Source organism: Thioalkalivibrio sp. XN279 (genome assembly GCF_011089885.1).
Taxonomy (GTDB): domain Bacteria; phylum Pseudomonadota; class Gammaproteobacteria; order Steroidobacterales; family XN24; genus XN24.
Genome location: NZ_JAANBD010000027.1, coordinates 38,727 through 53,781, shown reverse-complemented (window position 1 = coordinate 53,781; position 15,055 = coordinate 38,727). Strand labels below are relative to the sequence as shown.

General features: G+C 68.7%; 13 protein-coding genes. 11 read left to right on the top strand and 2 right to left on the bottom strand.

The annotated features are described in order from the left end of the window. The first annotated feature begins 120 nt into the window (after positions 1-120). From rpsP to sppA, 5 genes are read left to right on the top strand one after another with little or no spacing between them, the layout of a single operon-like run. On the top strand, positions 121-372 hold the full coding sequence (gene rpsP, locus G8346_RS07170) for a 30S ribosomal protein S16 (protein WP_166049694.1): 252 nt from the start codon (positions 121-123) through the stop codon (positions 370-372). Between the two features lie 34 nt (positions 373-406). Then, positions 407-913, top strand: a complete 507-nt coding sequence (gene rimM, locus G8346_RS07165; RefSeq protein ID WP_166049692.1) for a ribosome maturation factor RimM — start codon at positions 407-409, stop codon at positions 911-913. Positions 914-923: 10 nt separating this feature from the next. After that, positions 924-1,676 carry a tRNA (guanosine(37)-N1)-methyltransferase TrmD gene (gene trmD / locus G8346_RS07160; RefSeq protein ID WP_166049690.1) on the top strand — a complete coding sequence of 251 codons (753 nt, stop codon included), beginning with the start codon at positions 924-926 and terminating at the stop codon, positions 1,674-1,676. A gap of 41 nt (positions 1,677-1,717) precedes the next feature. Beyond that, the gene (rplS, locus tag G8346_RS07155) at positions 1,718-2,062 is read left to right on the top strand and encodes a 50S ribosomal protein L19 (RefSeq protein WP_166049688.1); all 345 of its coding nucleotides are present in this window, start codon (positions 1,718-1,720) and stop codon (positions 2,060-2,062) included. A 3-nt stretch (positions 2,063-2,065) separates the two neighbouring features. After that, positions 2,066-3,913 carry a signal peptide peptidase SppA gene (gene sppA / locus G8346_RS07150; RefSeq protein ID WP_166049686.1) on the top strand — a complete coding sequence of 616 codons (1,848 nt, stop codon included), beginning with the start codon at positions 2,066-2,068 and terminating at the stop codon, positions 3,911-3,913. Positions 3,914-3,922: 9 nt separating this feature from the next. Here the strand turns inward: sppA and tdh are convergent, their stop codons facing one another. Continuing rightward, positions 3,923-4,948, bottom strand: a complete 1,026-nt coding sequence (gene tdh, locus G8346_RS07145; protein ID WP_166049684.1) for an L-threonine 3-dehydrogenase — start codon at positions 4,946-4,948, stop codon at positions 3,923-3,925. Between the two features lie 49 nt (positions 4,949-4,997). Further along, positions 4,998-6,188, bottom strand: coding sequence for a glycine C-acetyltransferase (gene kbl / locus G8346_RS07140; protein WP_166049682.1), 1,191 nt, complete (start codon positions 6,186-6,188; stop codon positions 4,998-5,000). 81 nt (positions 6,189-6,269) lie between these two features. Between kbl and G8346_RS07135 the strand changes: the two genes are divergently transcribed. From G8346_RS07135 to G8346_RS07110, 6 genes are all read left to right on the top strand, one after another. Next, positions 6,270-6,659: an RNA-binding S4 domain-containing protein gene (locus G8346_RS07135; protein ID WP_166049681.1), complete on the top strand. Its 390-nt coding sequence runs from the start codon at positions 6,270-6,272 to the stop codon at positions 6,657-6,659. An 81-nt stretch (positions 6,660-6,740) separates the two neighbouring features. Then, positions 6,741-8,825: a hypothetical protein gene (locus G8346_RS07130; RefSeq protein WP_166049679.1), complete on the top strand. Its 2,085-nt coding sequence runs from the start codon at positions 6,741-6,743 to the stop codon at positions 8,823-8,825. Then, a complete protein-coding gene (gene putA, locus G8346_RS07125; protein WP_206202637.1) occupies positions 8,822-11,989 on the top strand; it encodes a bifunctional proline dehydrogenase/L-glutamate gamma-semialdehyde dehydrogenase PutA in 3,168 nt (1,055 codons plus the stop codon). The genes G8346_RS07130 and putA overlap by 4 nt, the downstream gene beginning before the upstream one ends. A gap of 10 nt (positions 11,990-11,999) precedes the next feature. Next, the gene (locus G8346_RS07120; RefSeq protein ID WP_166049677.1) at positions 12,000-13,361 is read left to right on the top strand and encodes an L-serine ammonia-lyase; all 1,362 of its coding nucleotides are present in this window, start codon (positions 12,000-12,002) and stop codon (positions 13,359-13,361) included. A 3-nt stretch (positions 13,362-13,364) separates the two neighbouring features. Next, positions 13,365-14,024 carry a hemolysin III family protein gene (locus tag G8346_RS07115; RefSeq protein WP_166049675.1) on the top strand — a complete coding sequence of 220 codons (660 nt, stop codon included), beginning with the start codon at positions 13,365-13,367 and terminating at the stop codon, positions 14,022-14,024. A gap of 107 nt (positions 14,025-14,131) precedes the next feature. Beyond that, entirely contained in the window at positions 14,132-15,046 is a 915-nt protein-coding gene (locus G8346_RS07110; protein WP_166049673.1) for a proline iminopeptidase-family hydrolase, read from the top strand. Positions 15,047-15,055: the final 9 nt, after the last annotated feature.

The window sequence follows — 15,055 nt, the reverse complement described above, 5'->3', positions numbered from 1 at the left end:
CCATCAGGCGAATTTCCAGTAGAATAGCGGGTTTACTTGCGGCAGCCCCTGGGCGGCCGCGTTGCGGTGCCCGGGTCCTGCCCGGCACGGCGTCCAGCGCAAACGAGGAAATCTGGATCCATGGTGACGATTCGTCTTACCCGGGGCGGCGCAAAGAAGCGGCCCTTCTATCACGTGGTGGTGACCGACAGCCGGAACCGTCGCGACGGGCGCTACATCGAGCGGCTCGGCTTCTTCAACCCGGTGGCGACCGGCAAGGAAGAGGGCCTCAAGCTCGACCTGGAGCGCGTGCAGTACTGGCTCGGCCAGGGTGCGCAGCCGTCGGAGCGCGTGGCCAGCCTGATCAAGCAGGTCGAGAAGCAGGCGGCCTGAGTCCGGCCGCGGAGCGACCGCGGCGGGGTTGATCATGAGCGCCGGCAAGCGGGTGATCCTGGGCAAGGTCGGCGCGGTGTTCGGTGTGCGGGGCTGGGTAAAGCTCTGGTCCTACACCGACCCGCCGGCGAACCTGCTCGATTACAGCGAGCTCGAGCTGGGACAGTCGGGCTCCTGGGCTCCGGCGAAGCTGGCCGAGGCGCGACCCCACGGCGAAGCCCTGGTCGGGCGCTTCGAGGGCGTTGCGGACCGGGACGCCGCTGCGGCGCTGGTCGGCGCGGAGTTGGCGGTAGCGCGGGAGGCGCTGCCGCAACCGGGCGAGGGAGAGTTTTACTGGACCGACCTGGTCGGGCTCGAGGTGTTCAATCGCGCGGGCGTGAACCTGGGCCGCGTCCGGGAGATGATGGCCACCGGGGCGAACGACGTCATGGTGGTCGAGGGCGACAGGGAAAGGCTGGTGCCTTTCCTGCCCGGGCACTGGGTGGACCGGGTGGACCTGGCAGGCGGACGGATCGTCGTCGACTGGGACCCGGATTTCTGAGGACGGCGGCATGCGCTTCGAAGTCGTGACGCTGTTCCCCGAGCTGGTCGCCGCGGTGGGCCGGTTCGGCGTGGTGGGACGCGCCGTGGAGCGGGGCCTGCTGCAACTGGGGATGACGGATCCGCGCGAGTTCGCGACGGATGCGCACCGCACGGTGGACGACCGGCCTTACGGCGGCGGCCCCGGGATGGTGATGAAGGTCGAACCGCTGCGCAGCGCGATCCGGGCCGCGCGGGCGAAGCTGCCGCGGGGCAGTCGCACCGTGGTGCTGTCGCCGCAGGGGCGGGTGTTCGACCAGCGGGTGGCGCGGGAGTACGCCGCGTTGCCGGCGCTGCTGCTCGTGGCGGGACGCTACGAGGGCATGGACGAGAGAGTCGTGCGCATGGAGGCGGACGAGACACTGACGGTCGGCGACTATGTCTTGAGCGGGGGCGAGATTCCCGCGATGCTGGTGGTCGACGCGGTCGCGCGGCTGGTGCCGGGCGTGCTGGGTGACGAGGACTCCGCGCTGGAGGACTCGTTCAGTGACGGGCTGCTGGATTGCCCGCACTACACGCGACCGGAGGAGGTCGACGGCCTGCGGGTGCCGCCGGTGCTGCTTTCTGGCGACCACGCCGCGATTCGGCGCTGGCGCCTGCAGCAGGCGCTGGGGCGGACCTGGAGCCGGCGTCCGGACCTGCTGGCCGGGCGCGAGCTGACGCAGGAAGAGCAGGGACTGCTGGAAGAATACATCGCCGCACGGGAAACCGACGGCGCGGAATGAACTGGAACTGGACTGGCTTTGGCCTGGGTGCGGGTGACGATATGAGCAACATCATCGAAGAACTGGAAAAGGAACAGATGCAGCGGGAGATTCCCGACTTTGCCCCCGGCGACACCGTCGTCGTGCAGGTCAAGGTCAAGGAAGGCAACCGCGAGCGCTTGCAGGCGTTCGAGGGCGTGGTGATCGCCCGGCGCAACCGCGGCCTGAACTCCGCCTTCACGGTGCGCAAGATCTCGCACGGCGAGGGCGTGGAGCGCGTGTTCCAGACCTACAGTCCGAGCATCGCGGGCATCCAGGTGAAGCGCCGCGGCGACGTGCGTCGCGCCAAGCTCTACTACCTGCGCGAGCGCACCGGCAAGGCTGCACGCATCAAGGAAAAGGTCTGATCCTTGCTGGGCCGTAGCATCGGCCGGGTGCTGGGCTTCGCCTGGCGGATCCTGGACGGGATCCGCCGCGTGGTCCACCTCGTGCTCATGCTGCTGGTGCTGGTGGTGCTTGGCGCCATCATCGCGCAACGCCCGGGCAAGCTGCCCGAGACCTTTGCCCTGGTGCTCAGTCCCCAGGGCGTGCTGGTCGAACAGTATGAGGGCGATCCGCTGGAGCGCGCGCTGGACGCCGCCCAGGGGCTGGATTCGAACCAGGTGCTGGTCAGCGAACTGGTCGACCTCATCGAAGACGCCGCGGCGGACTCGCGGGTCACCGCCATCCACCTGGAGCTCGACGGCTTCGAGGGCGGCAGCCTGGACAAGCTGGAGCGGGTCGCAGCAGCGATCACCCGCTTCCGCGATGCGGGCAAGCTGGTGGTCGCGTCGGGCGCCAGCATCGAGCAGGCGTCCCTTTACCTCGGGGCGCACGCCGACGAGTTGTACCTTGATCCGGCGGGCGACCTGTTCTTCACGGGCTACGGCTTCTACCGCAACTATTTCCGCAGCGCGCTGGACAAGATTTCAGTGGACTGGCACGTGTTCGCGGCCGGCGAGGCCAAGAGCTACGGCGACCCGTACGTGCGCGACAGCATGTCGGAGGCCGCCCGCGCCAACCTGCAGCCTATCGCGGACGGCCTCTGGGGCAGGTGGCGACGGGCCGTTGCCGAGGCGCGCGGGCTGGAGCCGGCGCTGCTCGACGATTACGTCGATCGCTTCCTGCCGCGGCTGCGCGCGGCCGAGGGCGACATGGCCCGGGCAGCGCTGGATGCCGGGCTGGTGGACGGCGTGCGCACCCTGGCAGAGCTCGAGGAGCGGCTGGCAGAGACCGGCGCGCGCGACGAGGACGGCAAGTTTGCCGGCGTCTTCGCAGAGGACTACCTGGCGGCGCAGCGAGTCGCGCAGGCAGCGCGGCCGGGCGACGGCGAGGGGCCTGCGGTCGGCCTGATCGTGGCTCGCGGCAACATCCTTCCGGGCTACCAGCCCTCCGGCAGCATCGGCGATGCCAGCCTGCGCGACCTGCTGCGCCGGGCGGCGGAAGACGAGGACGTCCGCGCCGTGGTGCTGCGCGTCGACAGCGGCGGCGGCAGCGCACTGGCCTCGGAGGCCATCCTGCGCGAGATGCAGATGGTGCGGGACGCCGGCAAGCCGGTGATCGTTTCCATGGGCGGGGTGGCGGCTTCGGGCGGATACATGATCTCCCTGGCCTCGGACGAGATCTGGGCCCATCCCACCACCGTGACCGGCTCCATCGGGGTGGTCGCCATGTTCCCGAATTTCGGGCGCCTGTTCGACCGGCTCGGGATCAGCGTGGACGGCGTCGGGACCACCCGTTTCAGCGGCGCCCTGCGGCTCGACGAGCCCATGAGCGACGAGGTGAAGGACGTCATCGAGACGGTCGTCGACGGCGTCTACACGCGCTTCAAGGGCCTGGTGGCGGAACACCGCGACATGTCCCCCGACGAGGTGCAGCGCTTCGCCGAGGGCCGTGTCTGGCTGGGTTCCACCGCGCTGGAGGCGGGCCTGGTCGATCGGCTGGGCACCCTCGACGAGGCCCTGGCGAGCGCGGCATCCATGGCCGGCCTGGAAGAGGATTTCCGCGTCGAGTCGATCGAGCCTGAGCTCGGATTCGCGGAACGGTTCATGGCCGACATGCTGACGCGCGGGGCCCGGGCGGGCTTGGTCCGCCTGCCGGGTTCATGGCTGGCGGAGGCACCCGCGCCGGTGCGCAGCGTGCTGCAGGAAGCCGGGCAGCTCGGCGAACTGTCCGACCCCCGCGACCTCTACTATCACTGCTTCTGCGACACCTTCTGAGGGCGCGGTTCAGCTCCAGTCGAGGATCACTTTCCCGGACTGGCCGGACCCCATGGTCTGGAAACCGGCCAGGTAGTCGTTCGCCGCGAAGCGGTGCGTGATCACGGGCGTGACGTCCAGCCCGCTCTGCAACATGCTCGCCATCTTGTACCAGGTCTCGAACATCTCGCGGCCGTAGATGCCCTTGATGGTCAGGCCCTTGAAGATGACCTGGTTCCAGTCGATCGCCATCTCTCCCGGCGGAATGCCGAGCAGGGCGACGCTGCCGCCATGGTGCAGGGTGCGCAACATGTCGCGGAAGGCTTGCGGGTTGCCGGACATCTCCAGGCCAACGTCGAAGCCCTCCTGCATTTCCAGCTCCTGCATCACCTCGTCCAGCGTCTGCCGGGACACGTTGACCGCGCGCGTGGCGCCCATCTTGCGCGCCAGCTCCAGGCGGTAGTCGTTGACGTCGGTGATGACGACGTGGCGCGCGCCGACATGGCGTGCTATGGCCACGGCCATGATGCCGATGGGACCGGCGCCGGTGATCAGCACGTCTTCGCCGACCAGGTCGAAGGACAGCGCGGTGTGCACCGCGTTGCCGAGCGGGTCGAGGATGGAGGCGACCTCGTCGCTGATGGCGTCGGGCAGCTTGAACACGTTGCTGGCGGGGATGCACAGGTACTCGGCAAAGCAACCCTGGCGGTTGACGCCCACGCCCACGGTGTTGCGACACAGGTGGCGTCGGCCGGCGCGGCAGTTGCGGCAATGGCCGCAGGTCAAGTGGCCTTCGCCCGACACGCGGTCGCCCGGCTGGATGCCCTGGACCTCACTGCCGACCGCCTCCACGACGCCGACGAACTCGTGCCCGGTCGCCATGGGTACCGGAATGGTGCGAGCCGCCCACTCGTCCCAGTTGTAGATGTGCATGTCGGTGCCGCAGATGGCCGTCTTGCGGACCTTTATGAGGACGTCGTTGTGGCCCGGTTGCGGGCGCGGGATGTCCTGCATCCAGATGCCGGGTTCGGCCTTGGCCTTGACGAGCGCGCGCATGTTGGACTCCGTGATGAAGAGGTTTGCTGTCGGGTTCGCCGGCCCGGCTTCAGCCGATGACACCGAGCTCGCGCCCGACTTTCTCGAACGCCGCGACGGCTTTCTCGAGGTGATGGGTACTGTGGCCCGCGGACATCTGGGTGCGGATGCGCGCCTCGCCGTGCGGCACGACCGGGTAGGAGAAGCCGATCACGTACACGCCTTCCTCCAGCAGCCGGTCGGCCATGGCGGTGGCAAGCTTCGCGTCGCCGAGCATGACGGGGATGATGGGGTGCGAGCCGGGCTTCAGGTCGAAGCCCAGGCGCGTCATGCGCTCGCGGAAGAAATGCGTGTTGTCCCACAGGCGACGGCGCAGCTCGTTGCCTGATTCCAGCAGGTCGAGCACGCGGATGGAGGTGGCGGCGATGACGGGCGCGACCGTGTTGGAGAACAGGTAGGGACGCGAGCGCTGGCGCAGCCAGTCGACGATGGGCGCGCGGGCCGAGACGAAACCGCCGGACGCGCCGCCGAGGGCCTTGCCCAGGGTCCCGGTGATGATGTCCACCCGGCCGAGCACGCCATGGCGCTCGTGTGTGCCGCGCCCGGTGGCGCCGAGAAAGCCGGTGGCGTGGCAGTCGTCGATCATCACCAGCGCGTCGTAGCGTTCCGCCAGCGCGCAGATGCGTGCCAGGTCGGCGATGGTGCCGTCCATGGAGAACACACCATCCGTGGCGATCAGGCGCACGCGTGCGTCGGCCGCCTCCGCCAGTTTTGCTTCCAGGTCGGCCATGTCGTTGTGGCGGTAGCGATAGCGACGCGCCTTGCACAAGCGGATGCCGTCGATGATGGAGGCGTGGTTCAGCTGGTCGCTGATGACTGCATCCTCTTCGCCGAGCAGGGTCTCGAAGAGCCCGCCGTTGGCATCGAAGCAGGAGGGATAGAGGATGGTGTCCTCCATGCCGAGGAAGGTGCTGATGCGCCGCTCGAGTTCCTTGTGCGGAGTCTGCGTGCCGCAGATGAAGCGCACCGACGCCATGCCGTAGCCGTAGCGGTCGAGCGCTTCGTGCGCCGCGGCAATGAGCTCCGGGTGATTGGCGAGGCCGAGGTAGTTGTTGGCGCACAGGTTGATGACCTCGCGGCCGCCCTGCATGTTCACCGCGGCCTGCTGCGGCGAGTCGATGACGCGTTCGGACTTGTAGAGACCCTGCGCCTTGAGCTGGTCGAGCTCCCCGCGCAGCCGGTCGAGCAAAGCCTGGTTCATCCTGGTGTCCTGCTGCATTGAAGCGGCAATTATAGCAAGGGCGACCCCTGCAACCGGAGCCTCCTGCGCTAAAATACGCGCATGGAACACGAGGAGGTCCGGCTGGATCGCTGGCTCTGGGCGGCGCGGTTCTTCAAGACCCGCGGCCTGGCGCAGGAAGCGATTGCGGGCGGGCATGTGCACGTCAACGGGCAGCGCAGCAAGGCGGCCCGCCCGGTGCATCCCGGCGACCGCCTGGAGATCACGCGCGGCGAGGAGCGTTTCGAGATCGAGGTTGTCGCGCTGGCCGTGCGCCGCGGGCCCGCGGCCACGGCGAGAACCCTGTACCAGGAGACTGCGGCCAGCGTTGCTGCGCGGGAGGCTGCGCAGCAGTTGCGGCGGGACCTGGCCGGCAGCCGGCCGCCGCCGACCCGCCCCGACAAGCGGGCCCGCCGCCGCATCATCAGCTTCACCAAGACCCATGAATCCTGAGATGATGGGCGGCCACGGGATGAGCCTGCTTGCGCCGCCCGCCAAGTCACTTCCCTTTGCGCGTTGTATCCGGAGCCGTTCATGAAGCCGCTGATTGCTGCACTCCTGTTAACCCTGTCATGCATTGCGAGCGGCGTTCCGGCGGCTGCAGCGGAGTTGCCCACGGCACAGCCCGCTGCGCTCCAGGACACGCTGCCGGCGCTGCAACAGGCGCTGGTCGAAATGCATGGCGAGGCACAGCGTGAGCGCATCCGCCGTGGATTGCGGCAGGCTGCCGGACTGTGGCGCGCCGAGGATGGCGATGCCGACGCGTTCGCGGAGTTCGCCCGCACGTATTTCGTCTCTGACCAGGAAGCGCTGGACGCGATGTTCGAGCGCTACCAGTACCTGCTGGAACGTTTCAACGGCCATATGAACAAGCTGGTGCAGGAACTGCGGCGCCACACCGACCTCGATCTCGGTCCGGTCGAGTCATTCGACAGGCTGTTCGCGGGGTTCGACCCGTCGGCGCACCTGGCCGAAGACATGTTCGGCAGCGGCATCGCTTTTGTCGCCCTGCTGAATTTCCCTCTGACCACGCTGGAGGAGCGCCTCGCCGAGGGCGACGAGTGGAGCCGCCGGCAATGGGCCGAGGCCCGTCTCGCGCAGCGCTTCGGGCGACGGGTTCCGGCCGAGGTGAACCAGGCGATCGCGCAAGCCAATGCACGGGCGGACCAGTACATCGCCGAGTACAACATCTATATGCACAACCTGGTCACCCAGGACGGCGAGCGCCTGTTTCCCGAGGGGATGCGGCTGCTTTCCCACTGGAACCTGCGCGACGAGATCAAGGCGAACTACGGCGCCGAGGACAGCGCGGAGGCGCTGGCGAAACAGCGCATGATCCAGCGCGTCATGGAGCATATCGTGGCGCAGACCATACCGGCAGTGGTGATCAATAATCCGGCGGTGGACTGGGACCCGTATGCCAACACGGTCGCATCGGGATCCGGCCGCGAAGGCATTCCGGGCGCCGCGGCGCCGGACAACGCCCCGGAACCCGACGAGCGCTACCGCGTGCTGCTGGACACTTTTCTCGCGGCTCGTCTCGCAGACCCGTATTCGCCCGCTGCGCCGACGCTGATCGCGCGCCGCTTCGACGAGAACCGCGAGATTCCGGAGGAGCAAGTCGAGGCCATGCTGAAGGCCGTCGTGTCCTCGCCACTGGTGCCGCGAGTCGCGCAGCTGATCGAGACTCGCCTCGGTCGCCCGTTGGAGCCGTTCGATATCTGGTACAACGGTTTCAGGGCGCCCAGCCCTTATTCCGCGGCCGAACTCGACGCGATTGTCGCCAAGCGATACCCCACGGCCGAGGCTTTCGATGCTGACCTGCCGAATTTGCTGGTCGAGTTGGGCTTCAGTCGCGAGCGTGCCGACTACCTGGCGGCGAACATAGTGGTGGAGCCGGCGCGGGGCTCAGGCCACGCCTGGGGTGCGGGAATGCGCTCGCAACAGGCGCACCTGCGCACCCGGGTCGAGCCCGGCGGCATGAACTACAAGGGCTACAACATCGCCATCCACGAGCTCGGCCACAATGTCGAGCAGACTTTCTCGCTGAACGAAATCGATTACACGCTGCTCGAGGGTGTGCCGAACACGGCGTTCACGGAGGCCCTGGCCTTCGTGTTCCAGGCGCGTGACCTGGAGCTCCTGGGCCTGGCGCAGCCGGACCCCGCCGCCGAGGCGCTCAAGACCCTGGACGACTTCTGGGGAACCTTCGAGATCGCCGGCGTCGCGCTGGTGGACATGGCGGTCTGGCACTGGATGTACGACAACCCCGATGCCACGCCGGCGGAACTCAAAGCAGCCACCCTGCAGATCGCGCGTGACGTCTGGAACGACTACTACGCGCCGGTATTCGGCATGCGCGACGTCCCGTTGCTGGGGATCTATTCTCACATGATCCACTCCCAGCTTTACTTGCCGGACTATCCCATCGGCGGGCTGATCGCGCACCAGATCGAGGAGCACGTGCGCAAGACGGGCGAGGTGGCCGCGGAGATCGAGCGGATGTCACGCATCGGCGACATCAGTCCCGACCTGTGGATGCGCCAGGCGACCGGGGCGCCGGTAGGCGCAGAAGCGTTGCTTGGCGCCACCGAGCGTGCGCTGGAGGAGTTCGAATGAGCGGTGATTCGGCCTTCATTTTTGCGGACAGCCAGGCAATGCCTTCAGGTGTGGCCGAGCGGGTCAATCCGCGCTACCTGGCAGACGAAACACCGCTGGTGCACGAGCTCGCGGACCTGGCGCGCCTCGGGCCGGAGGAAACTGCGGCGGTGCGGGCCACGGCGCTCAAGCTGGTGGAATCGGTGCGGCGCAATCGCAAGCGCGTCAGCGGGCTGGACGCTTTCCTGCAGCAATACGACCTGTCGAGCCAGGAAGGCGTGGTGCTGATGTGTCTGGCCGAGGCGTTGCTGCGCGTGCCCGACAAGGCCACCGCGGACCGCCTCATCGCCGACAAGCTCACTTCCGCCGACTGGCGCAGCCATCTCGGCACCAGCGATTCGACCTTCGTCAACGCCTCCACCTGGGGGCTGATGCTGACCGGGCGCATCATCCGCCCGGCCAGCCGCGACGTGGAGCAGCCGGGCAAGTTCATGCAGCGGCTGGTGAGCCGGCTCGGCGAGCCGGTGGTGCGCGGGGCCATGCGCCAGGCCATGCGCATCATGGGCCACCAGTTCGTCATGGGCCGCACTATAGGCGATGCGCTGAAGCGGGCTTCTGCGGGCGAGGGCGCGGCCTACCGCTATTCCTTCGACATGCTGGGAGAAGCGGCGCTGACCGCGGCGGACAGCCAGCGCTACCTCGAGGCCTACCATGCGGGCATCCGCGCCATCGCGGCGGCAGACCGCAAGCCGGCGTCGATTTTTGCCGCCGACAGCATCTCGGTGAAGCTTTCGGCGCTGTTCCCCCGCTACGAGTTCGCCAAGCGCGAGCGCGTGCTGGAAGAGCTCACGCCGCGCATCCTCGAGCTGGCCGTGGCGGCGCGCGAGGCCGGCGTCGGTCTCACCATCGACGCCGAGGAGGCCGACCGGCTGCAGATCTCGCTCGAGCTGTTCGAGCGCGTGTTCCGCGACGACGCCCTGCAGGGCTGGGACGGCTTCGGCCTCGCGGTGCAGTCCTATCTCAAGCGCGGCCTCGACGCCTGTCGCTGGGTGATCGCCCTAGCCGAGGAGACCGGGCGCTGCATCCCCATACGCCTAGTGAAAGGCGCCTACTGGGACGCGGAGATCAAGCGCGCGCAGGAAACCGGGCTGGAGAGCTATCCGGTCTTCACGCGCAAGGTGAACAGCGACGTCTCGTTTCTCGCCTGCGCGCGGGCGTTGCTCGCGGCCCAGGGCCGCGTCTATCCGCAGTTCGCCACCCACAACGCCCACAGCGTCGCCAGCATCATCCATTTCGCTGGCGAGAATCGCCAGTTCGAGTTCCAGCGCCTGCACGGCATGGGCGAGGAACTCTACGCAGAGGTGATCGGCAAGGACCATTTCGACCTGCCGTGCCGGGTCTACGCCCCGGTGGGCAACCACGAGGACCTGCTGCCTTACCTGGTGCGTCGCCTGCTGGAGAATGGCTCCAACACGTCCTTTGTGAACCGCATCGTCGACGAGGAGGCGCCGGTCGAGCAGATCGTTGCCGACCCGGTGGCCACCGTGGATGCGCTCGACAGCATGCCGCACCCCCGCATCCCGCCACCGGCCGGGATCTTCGGCGAGGAGCGCAGTAATTCGCGCGGCGTGAACCTCGCTGACCCGTCCGCGTTGCTGCCGCTGGCCGCGGCGATGCGCGCCGCCATGTCGCAGGCGCGGCGGGCGATGCCCGTCATCGACGGCCGGCACGCCGCCGGCGAGGCGCGACCGGTGCGTGATCCCGCCGACAACCGGCGCGTGGTCGGCGAGGTGGTGTGGGCCGCCGAGACGCAGGCGCGACAGGCGCTTGAGGTCGCGCACCAGGCCCAGCCGCGCTGGAATGCGGCCGGAGCGGCGGCGCGCGCGGCCGTGCTGGAGCGCGCGGCGGACCTGTTCGAGGTGAACGCGCCCGAGCTCCTGGCGCTGTGCATCCGCGAGGGCGGGAGGACCCTGCCGGACGCGGTCTCGGAGTTGCGCGAGGCGGTCGACTTCTTGCGCTATTACGCCGCGCAGGCGAAGCGCGAGTTCGCCGCGCCGGTTCGCCTGCCGGGTCCCACCGGGGAGAGCAACGAGCTGTCGGCCCACGGGCGCGGCGTGTTCCTGTGCATCAGCCCGTGGAATTTCCCGCTGGCGATCTTTACCGGCCAGGTCGCCGCCGCCCTGGTCACCGGCAACACCGTGCTGGCGAAGCCGGCGGAGCAGACGCCACTGACCGCGTCTGCAGCGGTGCGCCTGCTGCACGAGGCGGGGGTGCCTGGTGCGGTGCTGCACCTGCTGCCCGGCAGCGGCCCGCAGCTCGGCGGCGTGCTGCTCCCCGACGAGCGCATTGCCGGCGTCGCTTTCACCGGGTCCACGGAGGTCGCGCGGCTCATCAACCGCACGCTTGCGGCACGTGACACGGCCATCCCCACCCTCATCGCCGAGACTGGCGGGCAGAACGCCATGCTGGTGGACAGCTCCGCATTGCCGGAGCAGGTCGTGCTGGACACCGTCAAGTCGGCCTTCAACAGCGCCGGACAGCGCTGCTCGGCGCTGCGCGTGCTCTACCTGCAGAAAGACATCGCGGACCGCACGCTGCGGCTCCTCAAAGGCTTCATGCAGGAGCTGCGTATCGGCGACCCGGCGCTGCTGTCGACCGACGTCGGCCCGGTCATCGACCGCGAGGCGCTCGCGACCCTGGAAGCGCACGTCACGCGCATGGAGCAGCAGGGCAGGGTGCTGGCGCGCTGCCACCTGCCGGCGGCGGCGGTCAACGGCACCTTCCTGGCGCCGACCGTGGTCGAGCTCGACGGCATCGGCCAGCTCGAGGGCGAGGTCTTCGGCCCCGTGCTGCACGTCGTGCGCTACGCAGCTGCCGACCTGGAGCGCGTCCTCGACGAGATCAACGCCACGGGCTACGGCCTGACGCTCGGGGTGCACAGCCGCATCGACGCCCGGGCGCGGGAGATCTTCGCCAAGGCGCGTGCCGGCAACGTCTACGTCAACCGCAACATGGTCGGCGCCGTCGTGGGCGTGCAGCCCTTCGGCGGCTCCGGGCTGTCGGGCACCGGTCCCAAGGCCGGTGGCCCCGCCTACCTGCACCGCTTCAGCACCGAGCGCACCCTGACCATCAACACCTCGGCGGTGGGCGGCAACGCCAGCCTGCTGTCCCTGTCGGACGGTTGAGGCGAGCGTCGTGGCGATCAGCATATTCGACCTGGTCAAGATCGGTGTGGGCCCCTCCAGCTCCCACACCATGGGTCCGATGCTGGCGGCGCGGCAATTCCTGCTCGACCTGCAGGAGCGCGACCTGCTCGCGCGCGTGGAGCGCGTGGGCGCGCAGCTCTACGGCTCGCTGGCATTGACGGGCAAGGGACACTGCACCGACCGCGCCATCCTGCTGGGGCTCGAGGGGGAGGAGCCGAAAACCCTGGAGCCGGCGACCGTCGAAGAGCGCCTGGAACGCATTCGCGGCGCGGGGCGATTGCGCCTGCTGGGCGAGCGGGAGATCGCTTTCGACGAGCCCATGGACCTGCTGTTCCACAAGGAGCAGGTGCTGCCGCGCCACGCCAACGGCATGCGCTTCACTGCATTCGACGCCACAGGAGAGACACTGGCGAGCGAGAGCTTCTATTCCATCGGCGGCGGCTTCATCGTGCGCGGCGAGGAAGAGGAGGCGGGCCAGGGCGAGGCCAAGGTCTCGGTGCCGTTCCCCTTCGACAGTGCAGCGGAGCTGCTGGAGCAGTGCGGCCGCCACGACATGAAGATCCATGAACTGGTGCTGGCCAACGAGACGGCATGGCAGCCGCCGGAGGACACGCGGGCGCAGCTGCTGGATCTGTGGCAGGTTATGAAGACTTGCGTGCGGCAAGGCTTCGAGGCCAAGGGGGTGCTGCCCGGCGTGCTGAAAGTCCCGCGCCGCGCGCCGCGCCTGTACCGCGAGTTGTGCGGTGAAGGGGCCGCCGGCGACTTCATGGACTGGGTGAACGCCTATGCGCTGGCCGTGAACGAGGAGAACGCGGCCGGCGGGCGCGTCGTCACGGCCCCGACCAACGGCGCCGCCGGGATCATCCCCGCGGTGCTGCACTACTACCGCCGCTTCGTCAGCGGGGCGGACGAGGAGGGCGTGCTGCGCTTCCTGCTGACCGCCGGCGCCATCGCCATCCTGTACAAGAAGAATGCGTCCATTTCGGGCGCGGAAATGGGCTGCCAGGGCGAGGTCGGCGTAGCCTGCTCGATGGCCGCGGGCGGGCTGGTGGCGGCCATGGGCGGGAGCAATGCGCAGGTCGAGAACGCCGCGGAGATCGGCATGGAGCACAACCTGGGACTGACCTGCGACCCGATCGCGGGCCTGGTCCAGATTCCCTGCATCGAGCGCAACGCCATGGGCGCGGTGAAGGCCATCAACGCGGCGCGCATGGCTTTTCGCGGCGACGGCAGCCACAAGGTCAGCCTGGACCAGGTGATCGCCACCATGCGCCAGACCGGCCTCGACATGTCGACCAGTTACAAGGAAACCTCGCGCGGCGGCCTCGCGGTCAACGTGCCGGAGTGCTGAGCCGTGAGCAAGCGCGTCCAGTCCCGGGGCGAGGAGATCGCCAACAGCGTGAGCCACGGGGCCGGATTCGTCGCCGCTGCCGTCGCGACGCCGTTCCTGCTCGCCGAAGTGGGGCGCAATGGTGGGGTCGCCGACCTCGTCGGCGCGGTGGTGTTTGCCGTCACGGTGATGCTGGCCTACCTTTCTTCCACGCTCTACCACGCGGTGCCTCAGCCGCGCGCCAAGCAGTTGTTGCGCGCCATCGACCACGGCTCCATTTTCCTGCTGATCGCGGGGACATACACCCCTTTCACCCTGGGCGTGCTTCGCGGCGGCTGGGGCTGGACGCTGTTCGGGCTGGTCTGGACCCTGGCGCTGGCCGGGGTGGTGATGAAGGCGCTGGGCGGGGTGCGTTTCCGGCGCCTGTCAGTGGTGGTGTACCTGGCCATGGGGTGGCTGGTGATCGTCGCCATCGACCCGCTGCTGGAGCGGATGGAGCCGGCCGGCGTGGCCTGGCTGGTGGCCGGCGGCGTCGCCTACACCGCGGGCGTGGTGTTCTATGCCCTCGATCGCTACCGTTTCTGCCATTTCGTCTGGCACCTCTTTGTGCTCGCGGGCACGGTGTGCCACTTCATCGCAGTCATGCGTTATGCCTCGGGCGGCGCCGGCCTGGCGCCCGCCTGACCCCCCTGCGGAAACTGCTGACAGTATTCCTGCGGATGCCGCCCGGACGGATGCCGTCCTAAGCTCGAAACGGTAACGATCTCGGACCGGGCAGGGGCACCGTCCGCATGCGGGAGTACACGCCAGCCACGGAGGGCTACGCCGCCTTCCGCGGCTTCAAGACCCGCTTCAGGGTGGTCGGCAAGAGTCAGTCTCGCCGCGCGCTCCTCTGTATTCATGGCGGGCCGGGTTACGGACTCGACTACCTGGAGCCCCTGGATGCCATGCAGACCACGGGCCGACAGGTCGTGTTCTACGACCAGCTCGGATGCGGCCGCTCCGACCACCGCGGGCCGGACGCCGGGTGGTCGATGGCCCTGTTCCTCGAAGAATTGCAGGCAGTGCGGGACGCTGCGGGCCTCGCGGAGTGCCACCTGCTGGGACACGGCTGGGGCGGGATGCTCGCGCTGGAGTATGCGTTGGCCCAGCCCGGCGGGATCGAGAGCCTGGTGCTTGCGGACACGGTGGCCAGCATCCCGCAATGGCGCCAGGGACTCGCTCGCCTCGGCAGCAGCATGCCCGAGGAGATCAGCGGTCCGCTGCAGCGGCACCGTCTCACGGGAAGCCTCGCGACCCCGCCGTGCCGCTGCATCATCGACGCCTTCCTGCGGCGCCACTTCTGCCGTATGAACCCATGGCCGGAGTGCCTCGAGCGCAGTGTCGAGGAAGCCCGCCGCCACCCCGGGGCCCGGCTGGCCATGCTCGGACCCAGCGAACTGGAGCCGGCAGGGCAACTGGCGGACTGGGACGTCACGGCGCGCCTGGGGGAGATCGAGACGCCGACGCTGGTGGTCTCAGGGCGATACGACCTGGCGCCGCCGGAGGCTGCGGCGACGCTGTATCGCGGCGTTGCGAGCTCGGAGTGGGTCGTGTTCGAGCACAGCGCGCATGTCCCCCACCTGGAGGAGACGCAACGCTACCTCGAGGTGCTGGACGGATTCCTGGCCAGGACCGAGGGGCGGCGCGGGCCGGCCAGCGGTTGAAGAGGATGC

What these genes read in the sequence shown, in the direction of transcription:
- rpsP (WP_166049694.1), top strand. Translation starts at nt 121, where the DNA reads ATGGTGACGATTCGTCTTACCCGGGGCGGCGCAAAGAAGCGGCCCTTC.
- G8346_RS07135 (WP_166049681.1), top strand. Translation starts at nt 6,270, where the DNA reads ATGGAACACGAGGAGGTCCGGCTGGATCGCTGGCTCTGGGCGGCGCGG.
- G8346_RS07110 (WP_166049673.1), top strand. Translation starts at nt 14,132, where the DNA reads ATGCGGGAGTACACGCCAGCCACGGAGGGCTACGCCGCCTTCCGCGGC.
- tdh (WP_166049684.1), bottom strand. Translation starts at nt 4,948, where the DNA reads ATGCGCGCGCTCGTCAAGGCCAAGGCCGAACCCGGCATCTGGATGCAG.
- putA (WP_206202637.1), top strand. Translation starts at nt 8,822, where the DNA reads ATGAGCGGTGATTCGGCCTTCATTTTTGCGGACAGCCAGGCAATGCCT.
- trmD (WP_166049690.1), top strand. Translation starts at nt 924, where the DNA reads ATGCGCTTCGAAGTCGTGACGCTGTTCCCCGAGCTGGTCGCCGCGGTG.
- rplS (WP_166049688.1), top strand. Translation starts at nt 1,718, where the DNA reads ATGAGCAACATCATCGAAGAACTGGAAAAGGAACAGATGCAGCGGGAG.
- rimM (WP_166049692.1), top strand. Translation starts at nt 407, where the DNA reads ATGAGCGCCGGCAAGCGGGTGATCCTGGGCAAGGTCGGCGCGGTGTTC.
- G8346_RS07130 (WP_166049679.1), top strand. Translation starts at nt 6,741, where the DNA reads ATGAAGCCGCTGATTGCTGCACTCCTGTTAACCCTGTCATGCATTGCG.
- kbl (WP_166049682.1), bottom strand. Translation starts at nt 6,188, where the DNA reads ATGAACCAGGCTTTGCTCGACCGGCTGCGCGGGGAGCTCGACCAGCTC.